This window comes from Hyphomonas sp. FCG-A18 (genome assembly GCF_045287255.1).
Classification (GTDB): domain Bacteria; phylum Pseudomonadota; class Alphaproteobacteria; order Caulobacterales; family Hyphomonadaceae; genus Henriciella.
The window spans coordinates 2,361,639-2,382,553 of the sequence record NZ_CP137142.1 but is presented as its reverse complement, the minus strand read 5'-3'; the positions used below and the strand labels follow the sequence as shown (position 1 = coordinate 2,382,553).

The 20,915-nt window shown below is 55.4% G+C and carries 21 protein-coding genes, 1 tRNA gene and 1 riboswitch; of the genes, 7 read left to right on the top strand and 15 right to left on the bottom strand.

The annotated features are described in order from the left end of the window. Positions 1 to 58 precede the first annotated feature (58 nt). From katG to RYZ27_RS11805, 3 genes are all read right to left on the bottom strand, one after another. Positions 59 to 2,212, bottom strand: a complete 2,154-nt coding sequence (katG, locus tag RYZ27_RS11815; protein WP_406679716.1) for a catalase/peroxidase HPI — start codon at positions 2,210 to 2,212, stop codon at positions 59 to 61. A gap of 141 nt (positions 2,213 to 2,353) precedes the next feature. Next, positions 2,354 to 3,535, bottom strand: coding sequence for an NAD(P)/FAD-dependent oxidoreductase (locus tag RYZ27_RS11810; protein WP_406679715.1), 1,182 nt, complete (start codon positions 3,533 to 3,535; stop codon positions 2,354 to 2,356). A gap of 99 nt (positions 3,536 to 3,634) precedes the next feature. Then, positions 3,635 to 4,036: a DUF983 domain-containing protein gene (locus RYZ27_RS11805; protein ID WP_406679714.1), complete on the bottom strand. Its 402-nt coding sequence runs from the start codon at positions 4,034 to 4,036 to the stop codon at positions 3,635 to 3,637. Positions 4,037 to 4,142: 106 nt separating this feature from the next. Here RYZ27_RS11805 and RYZ27_RS11800 point away from each other — a divergent pair, with 106 nt between their 5' ends. The 5 genes from RYZ27_RS11800 to RYZ27_RS11780 all read left to right on the top strand — a co-directional run bounded on the left by RYZ27_RS11800 (position 4,143) and on the right by RYZ27_RS11780 (position 6,852). Beyond that, the gene (locus tag RYZ27_RS11800; protein WP_406679713.1) at positions 4,143 to 4,511 is read left to right on the top strand and encodes an AtpZ/AtpI family protein; all 369 of its coding nucleotides are present in this window, start codon (positions 4,143 to 4,145) and stop codon (positions 4,509 to 4,511) included. Next, positions 4,508 to 5,299, top strand: coding sequence for a F0F1 ATP synthase subunit A (locus tag RYZ27_RS11795; protein ID WP_406679712.1), 792 nt, complete (start codon positions 4,508 to 4,510; stop codon positions 5,297 to 5,299). Before RYZ27_RS11800 ends, RYZ27_RS11795 begins: the two co-directional genes overlap by 4 nt. Positions 5,300 to 5,386: 87 nt before the next feature. Beyond that, positions 5,387 to 5,611 carry a F0F1 ATP synthase subunit C gene (locus tag RYZ27_RS11790; protein ID WP_406679711.1) on the top strand — a complete coding sequence of 75 codons (225 nt, stop codon included), beginning with the start codon at positions 5,387 to 5,389 and terminating at the stop codon, positions 5,609 to 5,611. An 85-nt stretch (positions 5,612 to 5,696) separates the two neighbouring features. Further along, positions 5,697 to 6,245, top strand: a complete 549-nt coding sequence (locus tag RYZ27_RS11785; RefSeq protein WP_406679710.1) for a hypothetical protein — start codon at positions 5,697 to 5,699, stop codon at positions 6,243 to 6,245. A gap of 4 nt (positions 6,246 to 6,249) precedes the next feature. Continuing rightward, on the top strand, positions 6,250 to 6,852 hold the full coding sequence (locus RYZ27_RS11780) for an ATP F0F1 synthase subunit B (protein WP_406679709.1): 603 nt from the start codon (positions 6,250 to 6,252) through the stop codon (positions 6,850 to 6,852). Positions 6,853 to 6,921: 69 nt separating this feature from the next. Here RYZ27_RS11780 and RYZ27_RS11775 read toward each other — a convergent pair whose 3' ends face one another. The 7 genes from RYZ27_RS11775 to RYZ27_RS11745 all read right to left on the bottom strand — a co-directional run bounded on the left by RYZ27_RS11775 (position 6,922) and on the right by RYZ27_RS11745 (position 14,800). Continuing rightward, entirely contained in the window at positions 6,922 to 7,260 is a 339-nt protein-coding gene (locus RYZ27_RS11775; protein WP_406679708.1) for a hypothetical protein, read from the bottom strand. Between the two features lie 190 nt (positions 7,261 to 7,450). After that, positions 7,451 to 9,019 (bottom strand): aminomethyl-transferring glycine dehydrogenase subunit GcvPB, encoded by a 1,569-nt coding sequence (gcvPB, locus tag RYZ27_RS11770; protein WP_406679707.1) that lies wholly within the window; start codon positions 9,017 to 9,019, stop codon positions 7,451 to 7,453. Next, the gene (gene gcvPA / locus RYZ27_RS11765) at positions 9,019 to 10,362 is read right to left on the bottom strand and encodes an aminomethyl-transferring glycine dehydrogenase subunit GcvPA (protein WP_406679706.1); all 1,344 of its coding nucleotides are present in this window, start codon (positions 10,360 to 10,362) and stop codon (positions 9,019 to 9,021) included. Before gcvPA ends, gcvPB begins: the two co-directional genes overlap by 1 nt. 3 nt (positions 10,363 to 10,365) lie before the next feature. Next, the gene (gene gcvH, locus RYZ27_RS11760) at positions 10,366 to 10,737 is read right to left on the bottom strand and encodes a glycine cleavage system protein GcvH (RefSeq protein ID WP_406679705.1); all 372 of its coding nucleotides are present in this window, start codon (positions 10,735 to 10,737) and stop codon (positions 10,366 to 10,368) included. 13 nt (positions 10,738 to 10,750) lie between these two features. Then, positions 10,751 to 11,905, bottom strand: coding sequence for a glycine cleavage system aminomethyltransferase GcvT (gcvT, locus tag RYZ27_RS11755; RefSeq protein WP_406679704.1), 1,155 nt, complete (start codon positions 11,903 to 11,905; stop codon positions 10,751 to 10,753). A 136-nt stretch (positions 11,906 to 12,041) separates the two neighbouring features. Next, positions 12,042 to 12,143: riboswitch (glycine riboswitch) on the bottom strand. A 50-nt stretch (positions 12,144 to 12,193) separates the two neighbouring features. Further along, positions 12,194 to 13,426 (bottom strand): pilus assembly protein TadG-related protein, encoded by a 1,233-nt coding sequence (locus tag RYZ27_RS11750; protein ID WP_406679703.1) that lies wholly within the window; start codon positions 13,424 to 13,426, stop codon positions 12,194 to 12,196. Positions 13,427 to 13,519: 93 nt separating this feature from the next. Then, the gene (locus tag RYZ27_RS11745) at positions 13,520 to 14,800 is read right to left on the bottom strand and encodes an acyl-CoA dehydrogenase family protein (protein WP_406679702.1); all 1,281 of its coding nucleotides are present in this window, start codon (positions 14,798 to 14,800) and stop codon (positions 13,520 to 13,522) included. Between the two features lie 255 nt (positions 14,801 to 15,055). Between RYZ27_RS11745 and RYZ27_RS11740 the strand changes: the two genes are divergently transcribed. Both RYZ27_RS11740 and RYZ27_RS11735 read left to right on the top strand, forming a co-directional pair. Beyond that, the gene (locus RYZ27_RS11740; protein WP_406679701.1) at positions 15,056 to 15,361 is read left to right on the top strand and encodes a CC_3452 family protein; all 306 of its coding nucleotides are present in this window, start codon (positions 15,056 to 15,058) and stop codon (positions 15,359 to 15,361) included. A 168-nt stretch (positions 15,362 to 15,529) separates the two neighbouring features. Beyond that, on the top strand, positions 15,530 to 16,429 hold the full coding sequence (locus RYZ27_RS11735; RefSeq protein WP_406679700.1) for a haloalkane dehalogenase: 900 nt from the start codon (positions 15,530 to 15,532) through the stop codon (positions 16,427 to 16,429). Here the strand turns inward: RYZ27_RS11735 and RYZ27_RS11730 are convergent. From RYZ27_RS11730 to RYZ27_RS11710, 5 genes are all read right to left on the bottom strand, one after another. Continuing rightward, positions 16,310 to 16,726: an Mpo1-like protein gene (locus RYZ27_RS11730; protein ID WP_406679699.1), complete on the bottom strand. Its 417-nt coding sequence runs from the start codon at positions 16,724 to 16,726 to the stop codon at positions 16,310 to 16,312. The two genes, RYZ27_RS11735 and RYZ27_RS11730, sit on opposite strands and share 120 nt — an antisense overlap. Before the next feature lie 124 nt (positions 16,727 to 16,850). Further along, positions 16,851 to 18,086, bottom strand: a complete 1,236-nt coding sequence (locus tag RYZ27_RS11725) for an OmpA family protein (protein ID WP_406679698.1) — start codon at positions 18,084 to 18,086, stop codon at positions 16,851 to 16,853. A gap of 264 nt (positions 18,087 to 18,350) precedes the next feature. Further along, a tRNA-His gene (locus RYZ27_RS11720) sits at positions 18,351 to 18,427 on the bottom strand. Between the two features lie 67 nt (positions 18,428 to 18,494). Continuing rightward, complete coding sequence (locus RYZ27_RS11715) at positions 18,495 to 19,994, bottom strand: flavin-containing monooxygenase (protein ID WP_406679697.1); 1,500 nt, start codon at positions 19,992 to 19,994, stop codon at positions 18,495 to 18,497. A gap of 24 nt (positions 19,995 to 20,018) precedes the next feature. After that, entirely contained in the window at positions 20,019 to 20,912 is an 894-nt protein-coding gene (locus tag RYZ27_RS11710) for an aminoglycoside phosphotransferase family protein (protein WP_406679696.1), read from the bottom strand. Positions 20,913 to 20,915: the final 3 nt, after the last annotated feature.

Genomic DNA, 20,915 nt, shown 5'->3' with positions numbered 1-20,915 from the left:
TGCCATTTGGCCTGAACGCTCGGAAAGTCCAGGCCGCGTGGGTTGTCAGCCTATTGGTTTAGGCCAGATCAAATCGATCAAGGTTCATGACCTTGGTCCAAGCGGCGATGAAGTCTTTGACAAAGCGGTCTTTCGAGTCGCTCTGGGCATAGATTTCGGCCACACCGCGTAGGATTGAGTTTGATCCGAAGACGAGATCCGCACGTGTTCCCGTGAACTTCACGGCACCTGTTGCACGATCACGGCCTTCAAAGGTCTCTTCACCTGCGTCTGTCGAGCTCCACTCAACACCCATGTCGAGCAAGTTGACGAAATAGTCATTGCTGAGCGTACCAACACTGTCGGTCAGAACACCATGCGTTGAGCCACCAGCATTCGCGCCGAGGACACGCAAACCACCGACCAGAACGGTCATTTCTGGCGCTGTCAGGGTCAGCAGAGCGGCCTTGTCGACCAGAAGGGCCTCTGTCGAACGTGGGTCATCAGTGTTCTTATAGTTGCGGAAACCGTCATATTTGGGCTCCAGAACTTCAAACGATGCAATATCGGTCAGCTCTTGGGTTGTGTCGCCACGGCCCGGTGTGAACGGAACGGAGGCCCCACTGGCTTTCTCAATCGCAGCACTGCCGCCAAGGACGATCAGGTCTGCCAGAGAGACTTGTGTGCCGCTGGCATTGAAGGCGGCCTGAATCTCTTCAAGCTTTGCAATCACCGCTGGTACACCAGAGCTAACATTCACGTCCCAGTCTTTCTGTGGCGCCAGGCGAATACGGGCGCCATTGGCACCGCCACGCTTGTCCGAGCCACGGAAGGTTGAGGCGGACGCCCAGGCTGTGTTCACAAGCTGTGAAACGGACAGACCAGAGCTAAGAATCTGCGCCTTCAGATCAGCAATTTCAGCATCATTGATCACTCCGCCCGTGTGTGGCGGGATAGGGTCTTGCCAGATCAGCTGTTCTGATGGGACTTCTTCGCCGAGATAACACTGGATCGGGCCCATATCGCGGTGGGTCAGCTTAAACCATGCGCGCGCATAGGCGTCAGCAAACTCCTCTGGATTATCAAGGAAGTGCTGCGAGATTTTCGCATAGTCCGGGAACATTTTCAGAGCCATGTCCGCTGTGGTCATCATAAGCGGCTGGGTCTTCGAAGGGTCATGTGCCATTGGGGCTTCCGGGGCGCCTTGACCGGGCTTTGGCTGCCACTGGACGTGACCAGAGGCGCTGGTGACTTGGTGCCATTCATAGCCAAGCAGAACTTCGAAATATTCCATGTTCCACTTGTTCGGAGTGGGCGTCCAAGCCCCTTCAAAGCCAGCGGTAGTCGTGTCGTCGCCTTTGCCTGTGCCGTGGCTGTTGATCCAGCCAAAGCCCATATTGGCCATTGGTGCGCCTTCCGGCTCACGTCCAACATGCGCTTCAGGACCCGCGCCGTGGCCTTTACCGAAGGTGTGACCCCCGGCGACCAGTGCCACGGTTTCATAATCATCCATGGCCATGCGGCCGAACGTGTCGCGAATGTCGAAAGCGGATTTGATTGGGTCTGGATTACCGTTCGGGCCTTCCGGGTTCACATAGATGAGACCCATCTGCACAGCACCTAGAGGTGTGGCCAGTTCGCGATCCCCAGAATAGCGGTTGTCGCCGAGCCATTCAGTTTCAGGCCCCCAGTAGATGTCTTCTTCTGGCTCAAACCAGTCTGCGCGACCGCCACCAAAGCCAAAGGTCTTAAAGCCACAAGATTCCATGGCGACGTTTCCGGCCAGAACCATGAGGTCAGCCCAGGAAATCTTGTTGCCATATTTCTGTTTGATCGGCCAAAGCAGACGGCGGGCCTTGTCGAGGTTGCCATTATCCGGCCAGCTGTTCAGGGGAGCAAAGCGCTGTGAACCTGATCCAGCGCCGCCGCGGCCATCATAAGTCCGGTAGGTGCCTGCGCTATGCCAGGCCATACGCACGAAGAGGCCTGCATAAGTACCATAATCGGCAGGCCACCAATCCTGAGAGTCGCTCATCAGATCGGTCAGATCTTTCTTAAGGGCTTTCAGGTCGAGGCTTTTGAAGGCCTCGGCATAGTCAAAAGTGTCGCCAAGCGGGCTGACCTGTGGGGCATTCTGGTTGAGGACCTTGAGGTTGAGCTGCTCAGGCCACCAATCGTGGTTTGCCACATTGCCGGTCGCATGCATTACCGGACATCTCATATCATCAGCCATATCATCTCCTTGGTGTGTCTGGATCTGGGAAATTCTACTATGGCGAGAATATAGCTTGGCGTGGTCTATCGATCCAATCGATTTTATAAACACGATCTATAGATCAAATTACTGACGCACCGCACAAAAGATGGGCTTTATCTATACGACTTCAGCGGCGGCGGCCGCGCTGGCCCACGCCCATTGAAAGTTGTACCCACCGAGCCAGCCGGTGACATCGACGCATTCGCCGATAAAGAAGAGACCGGGCTGATGTTTGCTTTCCAGAGTCTGCGATGACAGGCCATTTGTATTGATCCCGCCTGCTGTCACCTCTGCTGTACGCCAGCCTTCGGTCCCGACCGGGGTAAAGCGCCAGGCTTTCAAGATCTGGGCGATCTGATCGATGTCCTGATTGGACAGTTCAGCTAGGCGCTTGGTTGGCATGGTCGGTTGGCTGGCCAGCATATCGGCGAAGCGGGCAGGAAAGCTCGCTGCAAAGGCTTGGGCCAGCGTAGCTTTGGGCTGATCTGCGCGCAGGGCGTGTAACATCTCGCGGGCATCAGCGCCGGGCAGGAGGTCGATGCTGACAGGCTGGCTCTCATGCCAATAGGATGAGATTTGCAAGATAGCAGGTCCGGAGAGCCCGCGATGGGTGAACAGCAGGTTCTCGACAAAGGAGGGTCCGGTTTCAGCGCGCGCTTCAACCGGGATGGAGACACCTGATATTGCCGCGAAATCCTCATGCAGCTTGCCGGTAAAGGTGAGTGGTACCAGAGCCGGCCGCGTCGGAATGATGTCATGACCAAACTGCCGGGCAAGATCATAAGCAAAGCCCGTTGCGCCCATTTTCGGTATGGAGAGTCCGCCTGTCGCGATGACGAGGCTTTCAGCCTCAAACGCGCCTTCACTGGTCAGGACTTCAAAATGGGTGCCGGTATGGCGGACTTCGCCAATCGTGGTTTGCAGGCGCAGTTCGCCGCCTGCTTGTTCCAGCTCATCAAGCAGGAGCTTGATCACCGCGCCACTTTTCTGGTCACAGAAGAGTTGGCCAAGGGTTTTCTCTGTCCATGACAGGCCATGCTCGGCCATCAGGGAGCAGAAATCCCATGGGCCATATCGGGCAAGGGCGGATTTCGCGAAATGTGGGTTTTCCGACAGGAAGGCCTTTGGTTCAGTATGCAGGTTAGTGAAATTGCAGCGGCCACCACCAGAAATGCGAACTTTGTCAGCAGGCTTTTTTGCGTGATCGAGGACCAGAACCTTTCGCCCGCGCGCAGCCGCTCGCGCGCCACAGAACAGGCCAGCCGCCCCGGCTCCGAGAATGAGCGTATCGATCTTCACAGCTGTGAGGTATCCTTGCGCTGTTTTCGCTAAGGCTATGCCATAAACCAAAAGGCCTGAGGCAAAAGGCCGGAGCCTCTTTGAAGCGCAGTGAAATGTTTAGTGCTTCCAGTTCTTGGGCGCTTTGCCGTGACTGCCTGTGCTTTCAAATTTGGCTTCCTCAGCCTGATTCTGAATTTGAAGATTGAACAGAATGGCTTTGAAGCGGGGCAACAGGAGGTAACCAGTCAGGATCATCGTTCCGAGCAGGCCAATCCAAAGCGCGATTTTCATTAGCAGGGGCGCTTCGAGAATCGGCAGAAGGAAATAGAAAGGTGCAAACACAATCATGATTAAGGAGCTTACGAAAAATGCAGGACCATCTGCTGTATCCGCGTCGCCATAGTCCAGACCGCAATGGTCACAGGAAGGCTTGAACTTGAGGTAAGCACCAAACAGTTTGCCTTCACCACACCGCCCACATTTCAGGGACAGGCCGGATCGTATTGGATGTTCAAACATACTCGCCTCATGCCGTTTTTACTGGTGCTGACATACTGACTGGCTGTATGAATGCGAAGTGAGACGAACTAGCGCAAGGCGCGACAAATCATGCTAAGTCACTGAAATGCCTGAAACAAAACCATCACCTGATGATCTCAAGAGCCGACTTGCCAAGGCGCAGAAGGCGCGCAAGGCGCTGGAAGGCCCTAGCGAAAAAACCGTTGAGCGTTACCAGTCCATCTCTGGCGCGGGCCTTGCTATGCGGTTTGCTGCGGAATTCACCGCGGCTACCCTTGTCGGGCTGGCAATCGGTATTGCTCTTGATGGGTGGTTCAAAACGTCGCCCCTATTCCTGCTGATTATGTTCGGCTTCGGGGTTGCAGCGGGTGTTTTGGGTGGTATACGCGCGTACCGAAACTTCAATGCAGAGCTAGAAGCTCAAGCGTTGGCGCAGGCCGACGACGACAAGACAAACGGGACAGATACCCCATGAACCAGTTCTTTGGCGGCGCCGCGGCGAACGATCCGATCTCACAGTTTAAGATCAAGAGCCTGCTCGATATTGATATTGCTGGCTTTCAGCTTGATTTCACTAATTCCACATTCTGGATGATTGTCGGGGTTCTGTTGATCCTGACTTTCTTTGGTATGGCAGCAAACCGCAAGGCGCTGGTCCCCGGTCGCCTGCAAAGCATTGGTGAGCTGGGCTATACGTTTATTGCCGATATGATCCGCGGTATCTCTGGTGAAGAAGGTCTGAAATTCTTCCCACTGGTCTTCACGCTCTTCTTCTTTGTGCTGTTTGCAAACCTCGTTGGCATGCTGCCTTTTGCCTTTACGACCACCAGTCATATTGCTGTAACGGCAACGCTGGCCATGATGGTGATCTCAATCGTCATCTTTTATGGGTTCTATAAGAACGGTCTGGGCTTCCTGAACCTGTTCGCTCCACCGCTTGGTGATATGCCAGCGATTGGCAAGATTGCGCTTTATACGCTGCTGATCCCGATTGAAGTGATTTCATTTCTGGCGCGTCCACTGACCCTGGCTCTGCGTTTGTTTGCAAACATGCTGGCCGGTCACATCATCCTGAAACTGTTTGCAGGCTTTGCTGTTATGATGGCGTCTGCGGGTGGATTGCTGATCGCTGGCGCAGTTGTTTCCTTCCTCGCCGGAGCAACGATTAATGCTCTCGAATTCCTCGTGGCGTTCTTGCAGGCCTTCGTGTTTGCCATCCTGACCGTCATTTACCTCAATGATGCGCTGCATCCGTCGCACTAATGAGGCCTTAGACCAACTTGACGTTCCGTCTCAAAGCGTTATCGGGCGTCGCAACCTTAAAGACTTCCCTCGAATAGGAGATTCCCAATGGAAGAAGGTATGAAGTATATCGGCGCAGGCCTTGCGTGTTTCGGCATGATCGGCGCTGCGATCGGTGTGGGCAACATCTTCGGTAGCTTCCTGGACGGTGCTCTGCGCAATCCGTCTGCTGCTGCTCAGCAAACTGGTAACCTCTTCGTTGGTGCAGCCCTTGCCGAAGCGCTTGGCCTGTTTGCCTTCGTTGTGGCAATGCTGCTGCTCTTTGCTGTCTAAGACAGCCCTGTAGAGCGATTATCCTGATGGGCGACGGTTTTTATCGTCGCCTGCATGACCGAACAGACAGATAAGGCGTGTGATGATGACCTTGCTCATCCCTTTTGCTGCATCCGGTGCTGATGACGCGGCCCAATCGGCCAGCAGTGTCTTCCCACCTTTGGATACGTGGCACTTTCCATCCCAGATTTTCTGGACCCTGCTGCTGTTCGGCTTTTTGTACTTTATGCTCTCACGTTTCATCCTGCCCAAGCTTGGCAGTACGATTGAAACGCGTCAGAGCACACTGGCGGATGATCTGGACGATGCGCAGCGCTTCTCTGATGAGGCCGATAGCGCGCAGAAGGCTCTGGAAGTTCGAATGGCTGAAGCGCGTGGTAAAGCGCGTGAAACTGCTGATGCGGCAAGAGCCAAGATCGATGCCGATCTGGCCGCCCAGACCGCCAAGGTTGATGCTGACATCAATACCAAGCTTGAAGCGGCAGAAGCCCGGATCACAGAGCTGCGTACCTCTGCGATGGCCAATGTCGCCGAGATCGCGACTGATACCGTACAAGTACTGACAGATCGCCTTGGCGTGAAAACAACGAAGACCGCAGCAAAGTCTGCTGTTGGTTCAGTTCTGAAAGGGTAGGGCGATGTTTGCTAGATCTTTCTTGCTGACCAGCGCGATGATGTCACTTGCGCCCATGGCTCTGGCCGCGGCTGAAAAGAGTGATAAGCCCCGTGATGAAGCGGTTGGCTTTGGGTATCTTACCTATGGTCTGACAGATACGACCACACTGGTGGCGTTTGCGGCTCTGGTTGTCTTTCTGGTGTTTGTCTGGTGGGTCGGCGGGTTCAAACTGATTTTCGGAGCGCTGGATAAGCGCGCTGACAATATCCGTGTGCAACTGGAAGAAGCCAAAACCTTGCGCGAGGAGGCCTCTAAGGCGCTTGCAGAGGCTGAGCGTAAAGCTAAGGAAGCCGATGCGCTGGCCGAAGATATCGTCAAGCGCGCCAAGGCCGATGCGGATGCGATGATGAAGCAGGCGAAAGCTGATCTTGAAAGCAAGGTTGCCCGTCGTGAAGCACAGGCTGAAGCTCGGATCGCGCGTGCTGAGGCAGAGGCTGAAGCCGAAGTACGTCGTGCTGCTGCCGATGCTGCGACAGAGGCTGCCCGCGAAATTCTCTCTGGCTCGAAAGAGGCTGACGGGCTTTTCGACAAGGCCCTTGGCGAGATTGAGGGACGTCTGAACTAAAGCTTGGTCTCTCGATCAGAATTAAAGTCTAGATGAAGCCGGGCCTAGCTGTTCGGCTTTTCTTTTTGTCTAAAGGCCTGTGCGCTTTTCGCGTCCGAAAACAGCTTTCATCAGCCAGTTCGGAGCAAACCGTTCAACGCGCGGGTGGCGCGTGATCACGCTTTCCATCCAGCGACGCCCCCAAACCGAATTTCGGCCTAAAAGCACAACGCCTAAAATTGCGATGGGTAAGCCGATAGGCAGGATCGGGGTCACAAAGGCAATCGGGATTGCGACAATGATCATCAACAAACCGATCAGCGCGAACATCTGTCTGACCAGGCTGCGCATTCCTGCGCCGACCGCACCGAAAGGTGCAGCTTGAGCTTGTCCCGATTTCGGGTCGAGGTGAGGGGAACCGTCAGGCATTGTGGTCATATGGTTTCAAGTGTGGCTGATGTCCATGCTGAAAAAGGTTTGTATCTGAAGTCTGGCAAGACTATGGCACACAGTCTACTCAATCTGTCTTGAAATGTTGTGAAGGGAAATGATCTGTTTTCCCGGCAAACAAAAAGCGGAGCCGTTTCCAGCTCCGCTATACGTCTGTAGCAAGAGCCACTTATTCCGCTGCAATGGCCTCTGGGGCAGGCGGTGTCCATTTCAGGATTGGCTTACGGGCCGCGCGGGTTTCGTCGAGGCGCTTCATCGGCGCTTGGTATGGGGCACCTTTCAGGGCCTCATCTCCGGCTTTGGCACGCTCAGCGATGGACAGCATGCTGTCGCAGAAGCGGTCGAGCTCCTGCTTGCTCTCGGTCTCTGTCGGTTCGATCAGCATGGCGCCATGCACGACCAATGGGAAGTACATGGTCATCGGGTGGTAGCCTTCGTCGATCATCGCCTTGGCAATATCGATAGTCTCAATGCCGTCTGCGGTAAAGGCATCTGAGAACAGCGCCTCATGCATGCAGAAGCCGTCAAAGGCCGGGGTCATGACCGATTTCAGACGGGCTTGAATATAGTTGGCGTTAAGGACGGCATCCTCAGCCACCTGTTTCAGGCCATCCGCGCCATGGCTGAGCTTATAGGCGAGGGAGCGGACAAACATGCCCATCTGGCCATGGAAAGCCACCATGCGGCCAAACGCCTCTGAGGCTTCACCCTCAGTCTCTTCAATGAGACGGAAACCATCATCGTCTTTGACGACGTAAGGGACAGGCGCATAAGGCGCGAGCGCGTCAGACAGGACAGTCGGACCAGAGCCAGGACCACCGCCACCATGTGGGGTGGAGAAAGTTTTGTGCAGGTTGATGTGCATGGCATCGATGCCGAGGTCCCCGGGGCGAACCCGGCCAACAATCGCATTGAAGTTCGCACCATCACAATAGAAATAGCCGCCTGCATCGTGGATCAGGTCTGCAATCTCCTGAATGTCGGTTTCAAACAGGCCGCACGTGTTGGGATTGGTCAGCATGATGCCTGCAATATCGTCAGTGGTCTCAAGCTTGGCCTTGAGATCATCCATGTCGACGCGGCCGCGAGCGTTGGCCTTGATCTCGTCGACGACAAAGCCGCACTGGATGGCGGTGGCCGGGTTGGTGCCGTGGGCGGAAGCCGGGACAAGCACGCGTTTGCGTGTATCGGCTTCACCGCGCGCGATCAGGGCCTGCCGAATGGCCAGCATGCCGCATAGTTCGCCATGCGCGCCAGCCTTCGGGCTCATTGCGACGGCAGGCATGCCCGTCAGGGTTTTCAACCAGGTGGCGAGCTCATCAATCAGCTCCAGAGCGCCCTGAACCGTGCGCTGGGGCTGCATAGGATGAATGTCGGCGAAGCCTGCCATCCGCGCCGCTTTTTCATTAAGCCGCGGGTTGTGCTTCATCGTGCAGGAGCCGAGCGGGAAAAGGCCGAGGTCGATGGCATAATTCTGCTGGCTGAGGCGCATATAATGGCGCACGGCCTCCGGTTCAGTGAGGCCGGGCAGGCCTGTATCGGCCTTGCGGGTCACGCCGCCAAGACGATCTTTGCGGCCTTTGGGGGCGGGCAGGTCCACGCCTGTCTTCTGCGGGCAGCCAATCTCAAAGATCAGGCCTTCAGCCTGCAACAGGCCGCGAGAGCCAGAGACGCTGAGCGTGGTTTCAGTTTCGGTGGCGAATGGCGTGGTTGGACGCCCGATGGTTTGCATACCCATTAGATCACCTCCTTCAGCGCGGTGGCGTAGGCTTGAATATCGTCTTGTGTTGTGCACTCGGTCGCGGCGGCAATGATGAGATTACCCATCCCCGCATCTGGCAGGATGCGGCTGACACGGACACCGCCGAGGACGCCGCGTTCTTCCAGCATGGCGATGACGGCTTCGGCATCGACCGGCGTGGTGAAGGCAAACTCGTTGAAGAAGCGCGGGGTGATGATCTCAACGCCCGGTACAGCTTCCAAGGCATCGGCGAGATCGCAGGCGGCCTCATGATTGAGGACGGCAAGGTCATGCAGGCCTTTACCGCCGAGCAGGGTCATGTGGGCCGTGAAGGCCAGCGCGCAGAGTCCTGAATTGGTACAGATATTTGAGGTCGCTTTATCGCGGCGAATATGTTGCTCGCGGGTCGACAGCGTTAGCACGAAACCGCGCTTGCCATCGGCATCGACGGTTTCACCACAAAGACGCCCCGGCATCTGCCGGACCAGCTTCTGGGTACAGGCAAAGAGGCCGACATAAGGGCCACCAAAGTTCAGCGCGCCACCAATCGACTGGCCTTCGCCGACGGCAATGTCCGCGCCCATTTCGCCGGGCGGGGTAACAAGGCCAAGGCTCACCGCTTCAGTGAAAACGCTGACCAGCAGGGCTTTCTTCTCATGGGCGGCGTCGGCAACCGGGGAGAGATCGGTGATGGTACCGAAGACATTGGGGGACTGGCCAATGACGCAGGCGGTTGCATCATCGATATGGTTGATCAGGTCAAGTTCGGCATCCACGGCAGCAGGCAGTTCCACCACTTCGATGCCTTGAGCCTCACAGAGTAGGCGCGTCGCTGCGATATAGTGAGGGTGAACCCCGCCAGACAGGACAACCTTTTTGCGCCGCGTCGCGCGGCAAGCCATGACGGCGGCTTCAGCGCAGGCGGTTGAACCGTCATACATGGAGGCATTGGCGACATCCATGGCGGTCATTGCGGCGACTTGCGTCTGGAATTCAAACAGGGTTTGCAGCGTGCCTTGCGCAATTTCCGGCTGGTAGGGCGTGTAGGTGGTCAGGAACTCACTACGCTGGATGATCATGTCGACGCTGGCCGGGACATGGTGCTTATAGGCCCCGCAGCCGACAAAGAAGGGCACGTCCGAGGCGGTTGTATTCTTGGCCGCGAGACGCGCGAGATGGCGCTCAACGGCAAGCTCCCCCTGATGATTGGGCAGGCCTTCGACCTGGCCATCCAAACGCGCGCTTTGCGGCACGTCTTGATAGAAATCATCGACTGAGTTTGCCCCGATCGTGGCGAGCATCGCAGCCCGATCTTCCGGGGTCAGGGGGAGGTAACGCATGGTTTAAAGCCCTTCGCAGTAAGTCTTGTAAGCGGCAGCATCCATCAGGCCGGACAGCTCGCCTGCATCGGCCAGCTTCAGCTTGCAGAACCAGCCTTTGCCTTCCGGGTCTTCGTTGACGGTTTCCGGGGCATCGGCGAGGTCGCCATTGCCTTCAACCACTTCACCCGCCACCGGGGCATAGACATCAGAGGCGGCTTTGACGCTTTCGACAACGGCCATGTCATCGCCTTTGCCAAAGCTAGCGCCGGCTTCTGGCACTTCGACGAAGACAACATCGCCGAGTTGTTCCGCAGCATATTTGGTGATGCCGACGGTGCCGATATCACCGTCAACCGCGATCCATTCGTGATCTTCTGAATAATAGGTTGTCATTCACCCGCTCTCCCTAGCGTTTGTAATTGGGTTTTACGAAAGGCAGGGCGCAAACCTCTGCCGGGCGCGCTTTGCCACGCACCATTAAGTCAATCCTGGTTCCGGGCACCGCGAGATCAGCGCGGATATAGCCCATCGCAACCGGCTTCTCGACACTGGGGCCGAAGCCGCCTGAGGTGACGATGCCGACCGTCTCGCCAGACACTTCAATCTCAGTCCCTTCGCGGGCCGGGGCGCGCTCTAGGGGCTGAATCCCGACGCGCTTTTGCGCCGGACCATCGGCAAGGGCTTTCAGAATACGTTCTGCACCGGGGAAGTCGCCGCGCGTACGGCGAGACTTCTGGATGACCCATTGCAAATCTGCCTCAACCGGGTTGCGTGTGGCATCCATATCATGGCCATAAAGGCACAGCCCGGCTTCAAGGCGCAGACTGTCACGCGCGCCAAGACCGATTGGTTTGACCCGTTCATCGTCGAGCAGTGCTTTGACAATGCCAAGGCCGGTTTCGTTGTTCGGGAGGAGAAGCTCGAAGCCATCCTCGCCAGTGTAGCCGGAGCGCGAGACCATGAACCGCTCGCCGTCTTTTTGAATATGGGCGCAGCGCATGAAGCTGAGGTCGGAGGCTTCGGGGAAGTGCGGCGCGAGAACGGCTTCGGCTTGCGGGCCTTGCAGGGCGACAAGGATGCGATCATCGGCGCGCTGGAGTATAGCTTCACCGCCAAGCTCACTTTCAATCAGGGCCCAATCCTGATCTTTCACGGCACCATTGACGACAATGTAGAGCATGCCCTGCAGATCCTCGTCAGGCATGCGGGTAACGATCAGGTCATCAAGGATGCCGCCCTCCTGATTGAGCAGGACGGTGAGGCGACCCTGCCCGGGCTTCAGGGCAGCAATGTCGCTCGGCACAAGGCGTTCGAGCAGCGCTGAAATCTTTTCATGCGCGCCGGGCGTGCCGAGCCCCTCTTTCAGGAAGAGGAAACAGGGTCCCATATGTGAGACGTCAAACAGGCCCGCTTTCTCGCGTGTCCAGAGATGCTCTGGTTTCACCCCTTCAAACTGAACCGGCATGTCATAGCCAGCAAACGGCACCATTTTGCCGCCAAGTCCGGTGTGTATATCGTAAAGCGGGGTTCGCTTCAAAGGAGTGGTCGATGTGTCGGCCATTTGCGGCGCCTTTCGAGCAGTTACGACCGCGAGCAAAAGCTCATGGCCTGATCACTGCCCCCGCTGTCTTGGCGCCTGAGAGATTTACTCCGTCGGCGAAGCTGCACCCAGATGGGCCGCTTCTTTCCAGCGTTTACAATCCATCTCGGTCCGTGGACCTGAGCGTTTCCGGGGCGGTTGCGCCTTCGGTGACCAAACCTTGATGGATCAAGGGCTGATTCTCTCCCGAAACAGATTTACTGGATTGTGAATTAGTCCGAATTCTGGCGTTCGGCAAGGCAAAAGGCGCTAATTGACCAGAGCGAGGTTGGAGAGCTGGCTGGCAATTGTATCATACGCTTGTTTAAGCTCATCACCGTTGTCTGCATTGAAGAAGCGGTCCGGATCACCAGCACAGTTTTGCAGGACAGCTTTACCCTCAGCAGGTGCTTGGAACGCTACTGCATAAACTAGAACGCCCTGATTACGCATTTTGCGGCAAAGCTTTTTCGCCTGCTGGTCGCTATTACCCATACCCGGGCCATGCTCTTTATTGAATTCGCCATCTGTCATGAGGATAACGGCTTTCAGGACATTATCTTCTGTGTAGGCTCTTGGTTTTGACGCGCTTGGCCAAACGCTGCTCCAATCCGGTGAGATAAGATACCAAGCCCATGCAACCCCCAAATGTCCGGCGGTTGGTCCTTTTGCGGTTAGTTTGTCAATTTCCGTGTTGAAAAGGTTTAGATCGGTTGTCAGAGGTAAGACACTGCTTAGCGGACACTCCCTAGATTCATCTATAGGACGCTGTCCCAGCCATGTGCGTCTTCTTGGCGCGTCATCTTTCCAGGCGGCGATGCCTTCGCGCTCAGTCGCGCAGGTTGAATCACCAGCTTCCCAGTTCTTAAAGACTTTTTCGGCATAGATGCCTGCATTGACGGCACCAGAATAAGTGTTGAAGGAAATGCGAACACGGTCACCGGTTCGCGGTGTGATCAGTTTTGCAGCGGCATCTTTTGCCGCGGCTTTAAGGTCTGCAAGCTTGGTGTTCGGTCCATTGTAGTTCGGGTGCATTGATCCTGTGACATCCAGCATCAAAGCCAGATCAAGCTTGGTGATCGCAGCTTGAGCGGTTGAGGTGTTGGCGACGGCCACTTCTTCTTTCCAGAAGCTTCCGCCAAACAGGGTGGGCAGGGTGCAGGCACTGCCGACGGTAACGAGGCCTGTCTTGCGTGTGATGTCGACAGTTGCGGCTTCACAGACGAGATCCCCAAAAGCGGTCTCCATGTTAGCAACGAAAGTTGCGGTCGCCACGGTCTTGATTTGAGCGTCACTATTGCTGGCATCCTCAAGTGCGCGGGCACCAGCAAGAGAGGCGGCATCAATTGCCGATTGCAAGTGCTGGTTCGCGCTTTCCTGACGGGAGATATCAACCGCGAAGCTGATCGCCATCATGACAGGCACCAGCATGATGGCAAGCAGGACAGCCGCCTGCCCGCGATGATCCGAAAACACGGATACGCCGTTAGAGAATTTTGTCATGGCTAGCTCCTGCCAATCTGGGACGGGTCACGTTCACCCGCTGACTGGAGCAATTCTCATGCCAAACTCGCCTGGTGAGGGAATTTCTGGCGCTTATGCCTTGCGCTTCTTCTCGCCCATGAAGCCGAAAAGGTGCCCGGCGACCTTGCGCATCTGGATTTCCTCAGAGCCTTCGGTGATGCGATACCGACGATGATGGCGGTAGATGTGCTCAAAGGGCTTATGGCGCGAATAGCCCATGCCGCCATGGGTCTGCATGGCCTGATCGGCGGCATTGCAGCACAAGCGGTTCGCCCGGTAGTTGCACATGGAGACTTTATCCGACAGACGGATCGCGACTTCCGGTTTGGTCATCTGGTCCATCTCCCACGCGGTTTTGAAGATCAGGAGCCGAAGCATCTCGGCTTCTGTGGCTAGCTCGACCAGCGGGAACTGAATGGCTTGATTGATGGCGAGGGGCTTGCCGAATGGTTTGCGCTCGCGGGCATACTCAACGCTTTGGTCTATACAATAGAGGGCCGCGCCGACTGAAGAAGCGGCCTGACGGATACGGTTCTCGTGGACAAAGTGCTGCGCGAGGGCGAGGCCGCCTTCCGGTGGGCCAAAGACGGCGCTGTCAGGCACCCAGACATTGGTGATCGACACGCGTGGATGATCGGTCGGCATGTTGAACGTCCAGAGGTATTCCTCGATTTTCACACCAGGATCGTCGGCTGGAACAAGCAAGCAGGTAATCCCGCGGGCATCACCATCTTCGCCACTTGTGCGGGCAAAACACATGATGTGCGTGGCGACATGCATCCCGGTCGTCCACATTTTCTCACCATTGATCCGCCAGCCCTCAACGCCATCACGGGTCTCGCGCCTGGCCACTGTATCCATATGCGTGGCATCGGAGCCATGCTCAGGCTCGGTCAGACCGAACGTCGCAATGAATTCTCCGTTGAGCGCGGCTTCAGCCAGATGTTTCTGATCCTCGCGTGCAAAGTCACGTAGCATCAGGATTTGCGGGAAGTTTGCGACGATCGAATGTTCGTTCTGGAGGTCGTTGTGCAGGCCGAGCCCTTTGCGCGCGAGATGCTCGCGGATAACTGCCATGGCGAGGTTGGAGCCATTCTTGCCGCCATATTCTCTCGGTAGGCCAAAGCGGAAATGGCCCGCCTCATCAGCTTTGCGCTTTGCTTGCTTTAGAAGATCCTCCCATTCGGGGCGGGGCAGGCCACCATTGTCAAAATCAGTCCTGGCCCACTCGCGGCGATGGTCGAAAAAGCGGATATTATCGTCTTGCTGTTCCAGCGGTTTGATTTCAGCCTCGATGAACGCGTCAAGTTCACTGAGGTAATCCTGAAGCTCTTGGGGTATATTGAAGTCCATGGCGCGTCGCTCCCAATATCTTTTGAGGAAACGATACGCGCGGAAGAGCGCGCGACAAGCCGGGCCGCCGCGTCAATCTCGTGGCGGGTTCGGGCTATATAATCTTCACCGAAAGTCGAATGGATTATTCTTCGCAAGCGCAGCATAATTAAATGTGCCCTGAATGATTGACAAATTATTCAGTGATTATATATCGATCTAAAGGCCAAGACATAAGCAGGCCAAAACCCGTTTCGGATTGAAAGGTTTCCTCCCATGCTCCGCACACTTGCTCTCTCGACAATCGCCCTGACATTTGCTGGCGCAGCGTCTGCGTCTACTGCCACCGTTTTCACGGCCAAGCTGGAAACGCCAAAAGAAGCTGCGACCCAAGTTGTTGTCGGTAAATACCTGTGGTCTTGCGAAGGCGACACCTGCACGGCTGAACTAAAGCGCAAGAAGCCGACTGTTCGCACTTGCCAGAAAGTCGCCCAGGAAGTTGGCAAGTTTGTTTCTTTCCAAAACAAAAATGGCGCGCTGACTGAAGAGCAGCTTGAAAGCTGCAATAGCGCTGCGAAATAATTTCGTTTTTATTCAACTCACTCCTCCTAAAAGGCTGCCTTGGCAACATGGCAGCCTCTTTTTTGTTGCGACGCAGTAGAAACTATGACGAGGGCGTCACATTTTGAGTTGCCGCTTGCTAAGCCGCTTCGTCAGGGCCAGTGTTTCAGAAAACACATGGAGGACCGCATGATTGAAGCTCTACGAACCCCTGATGCGCGATTTGAAAACCTACCCGGTTACAATTTCACCCCGCATTATGTTGACGACTTGGCCGGGTATGAAGGGCTGCGGATCCATTACGTTGATGAGGGGTCGAGGACAGCAGACCGCACATTTCTCTGTCTGCATGGACAGCCGAGCTGGTCCTATCTCTATCGAAAAATGATTCCCGTTTTTCTGGAGAGTGGGGCGCGGGTCGTCGCGCCGGATTGGCTTGGCTTTGGGCGCTCTGATAAGCCGGTAGAGGATAGCGTTTACACATATCACTTTCACCGCAATATGATGATCGCGTTGATCGAGCGGCTCGACTTGCAGAACATAACGCTGGTTTGCCAGGACTGGGGTGGTCTGCTGGGTTTGACCATTCCTCAGGATATGTCAGAGCGTTTCAAGCGGCTCTTGGTTATGAACACCGCAATTGCTATTGGCCAATCGCCCGGACAGGGCTTTGAAGCGTGGCGCGCGTATAACCGGACCCAGCCGGACATGGATGTTGCAGCCCTGATGAAGCGCGCCACCTCCGTTTTGAGTGAGGCTGAAGCGGCCGCTTATGCCGCACCATTTCCGGACATGAGCTATAAAGCCGGGGTGCGGCGTTTTCCGGATATGGTGATGACAGATCCAGATATGGAAGGGGTTGGCGTGTCCAAGCGCGCCGCGCGCTGGTGGGCCAATGAGTGGGGCGGGGAGAGCTTTATGGCTGTTGGCCAACAGGACCCTGTTTTAGGACCGAACCAGATGGCGCATTTACGCCAGATTATCCGTGGCTGCCCTGAGCCAATGATGATCGAGGATGGTGGGCACTTTGTTCAGGAATGGGGCGAGCCTATTGCGCGCGCGGCGCTTACGCGTTGGGGCGATTTTTGAGAATCTTACTGTCAGCCATAGAAAGAACATCCGGAAATCACTGATCAGAGACCAGAGCGGATGCGTAAAAGTGACTGGCCTGTTACGCTCGATCAGCGCATGGCTCAGCCATGCAAAGAGGTAGCCAGCCACAGGCATGGCGAGCAGGACAAGCCAGCGCTGCGTGAAAAGGGCAAATCCTGCGATCAAGATAACTAAGGCTGTGCCCATATAGTGAAAGTATCGTGTGGTCGGTTTGGCGTGCTCTTGCAGATAGAAAGGCCAAAACTCGGCATAGGTTGCTTTGCGCTCTGCCATTTCACATCCTCATGATCCGTATTCCGTATGGGTGTCATATAGATCAGTGTGAAGGAAAGTGGCGTCCAAACAAAAAAGCCCGGTCATTATGACCGGGCTTTCCTGATATCAGATCAAAGTCGCCTTAGCGAACAATGATGGTCACTTCTGAACGACGGTTCAGAGGCTCACGAACACCGTCACGGGTCGCTTTGGCCAGATCGTTCTCACCGCGAGCGGCAGTTTCGATCAGGTCAGAGGCAACACCGCGGCTTTGCAGCGCACCAGCAACCGCAGCGGCCCGGCGAGCGGACAGACGCTGGTTGTAGGCTGAGCTACCAGAGGTGTCAGTGTGACCAACGATGGTTACCGCGCCAGCAGAACAGTCGCTGCGTTGACGAATGTTGGCAACCGCCTGGTCAACCACGGCAGAGGCCTGGCTGGTCAGGTCAGACTCGTCCCACTCGAAGTAGACGACGAAAGACTGGTTCAGCGTAGAACACGCAGCCACAGGCTGTGGCGCTGGCTCCGGTGGTGGAGGCGGCGGCGGCGGCGGCGGCGGCGGTGGAGGCGGAGGTGGCGGCGGTGGTGGAGGCGGCGGTGGTGGCGGTGGAGCCACTGGCGCACCCAGCGCATAACGCAGACCGAAGGTTACGGAGTGATCCACGTAATTTGCATCATAACGAAGATCACCACCACCAATGTCACGACCATTAAAGTCAAGATCTTGGATAGTGAAGAAACGGTAGCCAAGGTCAGCGGTTAGGCGGTCTGTAACCTTGTAACCGATACCAGCCAGGGCCTGATAAGCAACAGCCGTTTCACTGTCCCAGAAACCATTCTGGACGAAAGCTTGGGAAGCTTCACCTGGACGCGTTTGCACGCCAGTAATGTTTGAAACTTTGCCCTTATACTTTGCTGCCCCAACACCAACACCAAGGTACGGGTTAAAGTTGCCATCACGGTTAAAGTCGTAAAGACCATTCACCATCAGGTCCCAAGACTGCATTTTGCCTTGTGGGTGACGGGCGTAAAGGAATGCAGGTTCAGTTGCTGTTTGTGTGCCGATATCCTCTGGCAGACCACCATTGATGTTAACTGGAACATCCAGATCACCGGCGCGGTGTGTCAGAGCTGTTTCAAGGCGGAAGCCATTGTCGAAGCCGTAGCCAACACCAAGGCCACCAAGCACAACATCTTCTTTTGTTTCGCTGTCACTACCAACTGTGTGTGGAATATTGGTGGGAGCGTCGTGGTCTAGCGTTCCATCAAACACCCAGCCGATATCACCACGGGCGTACCACCCGTCTTCAGCGTGGGCCATAAAGCCAGCAGACGCAAATGCGGCCGCGGCTGTCGCGCACATAAGAGTTTTTTTCATCTTCATCCCCTTGTGGATGCCGCTCGACACCATTGTCGCACGACCGCAGGATTAGTTTACGGACGAGTCCGCAAGACCACTTCCTTACGCACTTTTTTTGAGATGCGCGAGGGCTTTAGTCCTGTGAATCGACGTTCGTTCGGATTTTTTAGCAAGGCGCGGCGTATTTGCAACAGCCCAAAAGCGGAAAAATCGATAGAAAACCCCAATGAAACAAGGAGGTGGCGCGGTATAAATAAACCGAAAATGAACAGGTCTTAAGGATGGTACAGCCTCTTGGGTTCGAACCAAGGACCTCCGGCTCCACAAACCGGCGCTCTAACCAACTGAGCTAAGGCTGCACGTGAATGCCTCACATACGCTGGGCTGAGTCTGGATTCAAGCTAGAATTACGCTTGTATGACAGCCTTATTCAGCAGCAACGGCAAGAGGCTCTGTTGATAGGCCGATTACAGGTTCATTTGCCTTGCGAAATTGCAGGGCACCATCCTCGACTTTGCCGTGTCGCATCAGGAAAATGTCACGGGCATAGTTCTGCGTCATGAGCCATGGAGCTTCCTTGGCGCGGCGGGGGAAGCGATCCATGGCCCGCTGCACATAACCAGAAGAAAAATCGAGGAAATCGTCTGCGGCCTCTACACCATCGGCAACCGGACGAGCTTCGACATAGCCTTTTTTATCCATATGTCTGAGGACTTTGCACATATACTCACTGGTGAGATCGGCACGCAGGGTCCAGCTGGCATTCGTATACCCGAAAACACTGGTCATATTGGGCACGTTCGAGACCATAGCCCCACGATAGTTCAGTAGATCGTGCGGTACCTGAACTTGTCCATCGACGCTGACTTGCATGCCACCAAGCCAGATCAGCTCCAAACCAGTTGCGCTGACGATGATATCGGCGTCGAGAACGTCTCCCGACTTTAGTTGAATACCATTTTCGAGAAAGCGGTCGATATGATCAGTCACAACGCTTGCACGCCTGTCTTTCAGGGCGGCAAACAGATCGCTATCGGGGACAAGGCAAAGTCTCTGATCCCATGGGTTATAGGTCGGCGTGAAATGCTTCTCGACATCGAAATCCGGGCCGAGTTCCTCTTCAACCATACCGATGAGGCGCTCTTTGACCTTTTTCGGTCGCACACGCGTCATGTTGTAAAAGAAGAGCTGCATCAGCACATTCTTCCAACGCGTAATCCCATAGGCCATTTTATTCGGCATGATTTTGCGCATGAAATTCGCGACACCATCTTCAGCCGGGCGCGAGACAACATAGGTTGGTGAACGCTGGAGCATGGTGACATGGGCTGCTTTGTCGGTCATGGCCGGGACCAGTGTCATCGCCGTTGCGCCAGATCCGATGATCACAACATTCTTGTCAGCATAGTCGAGATCTTCTGGCCAATGCTGAGGATGGATAAGATCGCCCTTGAAGGCATCCTGTCCGGCGAACTCTGGCATGTAGCCCTGATCATAGCGATAATAGCCGCTGCACATGTGTAGCCACCGTGCCGTATAGGTTTCAGGACCATCGGGGCCTTCGACCTCAACTTGCCAGTTAGCGGCCTGGCTGTCCCAATTCGCTGAAACGACCTTTCGATTATAGCGGATATGCTCTTCAACACCGTAATCTTTTGCCGTTTCGCGAACATATTTCAAAATCGCTGGGCCGTCCGCAATGGCCTTTTGAGCATCCCAGGGTTTGAAATTATAGCCCAGCGTGTGCATGTCGCTATCGCTGCGGATGCCGGGATAACGGAACAGGTCCCAGGTTCCGCCGCTCGCTTCACGCATTTCCAGAATTACATAGGATTTACCGGGACATTTCTTACCGAGATGAACCGCGGCACCAATTCCTGAGAGGCCCGCGCCGACAATCAGGACATCAAAATCAGTCTTTTCCATGACGCCAGTGTCATCTTTTTGAGTCTATGAGTCTAGAGTTGACGGTGGGGCACCGTTGCCCACCAACGTATGTAGCGTGCGTAAGCTGATCTCGTTCAACCAGTAATCCGGGCGGTTGCGGTAATAGGCGTAAGCAATAGTGGCTACAGAAAGCGACCAGCCCATACCGCGTAGCCATGTCGTTTCGCTTACGTTTGTGATGTCTCGGAATATCGCTCTGGTGTTTTGATCCATAAGGCTCCAGGCTGGCATCAGGTCGACCGCCGGGTCGCCAATCCCCATCAAGCCCCAGTCAATAATGCCGACCAAAGCTCCATTTTTGGCTAAGATATTGGCGGCATGGAGGTCGCCATGCACCCAGACTGGTTGCCCTTCATGGGGAGCCGCTTTGCATGCAGTTTCCCAGATTTCGAGTAAACTCTGCTCTGGGAATTCGTCTGAGAGGTCATGGATTGCTTGTCGGGTAAGCTTGTCGCGTTGGTGCAAGCTCGTTCCACGATAGTTGTTTTGAGCACCAGCAGCTGGGCCGTTCGTTGCATCACATGCCCATAAGGTTTTCAGGAAACCTCCGAGACTTTCGGCAATACTCGAAGGCGCAATTGCTGTCCCATGGTGCAGGTCGGTTCCGTCAATCCATATGTAAACAGCCCAATTATGCGTGTATCCTGAAAATGGTTGGCCCTGTGCGATCAGCTGAGGTGTGGCCAACGGCAAATCTTGAAGGTGACTGAGATAATCGCCCTCTTTTTTAAGCTGGGCGGCAGCCTCTGTGTGGCGGGGCAAGCGAATGCAATAATGTTCCCCTAACCGGAAAATATAATTGTCGGTGCCTGATTGGCCTAGGCGCTGTTTTGGCAAACCTGCAAGGTGAGGCATTTGCTGTGATAGTGCCTGCTGCAGCGCATGCTTATCAATCAAAGC

Bases quoted from the DNA above. Each gene is read 5' to 3' on its own strand.
- RYZ27_RS11775 (WP_406679708.1), bottom strand. From the start codon at position 7,260: ATGCCTGACGGTTCCCCTCACCTCGACCCGAAATCGGGACAAGCTCAA.
- gcvH (WP_406679705.1), bottom strand. From the start codon at position 10,737: ATGACAACCTATTATTCAGAAGATCACGAATGGATCGCGGTTGACGGT.
- RYZ27_RS11740 (WP_406679701.1), top strand. From the start codon at position 15,056: ATGCTCCGCACACTTGCTCTCTCGACAATCGCCCTGACATTTGCTGGC.
- RYZ27_RS11715 (WP_406679697.1), bottom strand. From the start codon at position 19,994: ATGGAAAAGACTGATTTTGATGTCCTGATTGTCGGCGCGGGCCTCTCA.
- katG (WP_406679716.1), bottom strand. From the start codon at position 2,212: ATGGCTGATGATATGAGATGTCCGGTAATGCATGCGACCGGCAATGTG.
- gcvT (WP_406679704.1), bottom strand. From the start codon at position 11,905: ATGGCCGACACATCGACCACTCCTTTGAAGCGAACCCCGCTTTACGAT.
- RYZ27_RS11745 (WP_406679702.1), bottom strand. From the start codon at position 14,800: ATGGACTTCAATATACCCCAAGAGCTTCAGGATTACCTCAGTGAACTT.
- RYZ27_RS11790 (WP_406679711.1), top strand. From the start codon at position 5,387: ATGGAAGAAGGTATGAAGTATATCGGCGCAGGCCTTGCGTGTTTCGGC.
- gcvPA (WP_406679706.1), bottom strand. From the start codon at position 10,362: ATGCGTTACCTCCCCCTGACCCCGGAAGATCGGGCTGCGATGCTCGCC.
- RYZ27_RS11795 (WP_406679712.1), top strand. From the start codon at position 4,508: ATGAACCAGTTCTTTGGCGGCGCCGCGGCGAACGATCCGATCTCACAG.
- RYZ27_RS11780 (WP_406679709.1), top strand. From the start codon at position 6,250: ATGTTTGCTAGATCTTTCTTGCTGACCAGCGCGATGATGTCACTTGCG.
- RYZ27_RS11800 (WP_406679713.1), top strand. From the start codon at position 4,143: ATGCCTGAAACAAAACCATCACCTGATGATCTCAAGAGCCGACTTGCC.
- RYZ27_RS11750 (WP_406679703.1), bottom strand. From the start codon at position 13,426: ATGACAAAATTCTCTAACGGCGTATCCGTGTTTTCGGATCATCGCGGG.
- RYZ27_RS11725 (WP_406679698.1), bottom strand. From the start codon at position 18,086: ATGAAAAAAACTCTTATGTGCGCGACAGCCGCGGCCGCATTTGCGTCT.
- RYZ27_RS11805 (WP_406679714.1), bottom strand. From the start codon at position 4,036: ATGTTTGAACATCCAATACGATCCGGCCTGTCCCTGAAATGTGGGCGG.
- RYZ27_RS11730 (WP_406679699.1), bottom strand. From the start codon at position 16,726: ATGGCAGAGCGCAAAGCAACCTATGCCGAGTTTTGGCCTTTCTATCTG.
- RYZ27_RS11785 (WP_406679710.1), top strand. From the start codon at position 5,697: ATGACCTTGCTCATCCCTTTTGCTGCATCCGGTGCTGATGACGCGGCC.
- gcvPB (WP_406679707.1), bottom strand. From the start codon at position 9,019: ATGGGTATGCAAACCATCGGGCGTCCAACCACGCCATTCGCCACCGAA.
- RYZ27_RS11735 (WP_406679700.1), top strand. From the start codon at position 15,530: ATGATTGAAGCTCTACGAACCCCTGATGCGCGATTTGAAAACCTACCC.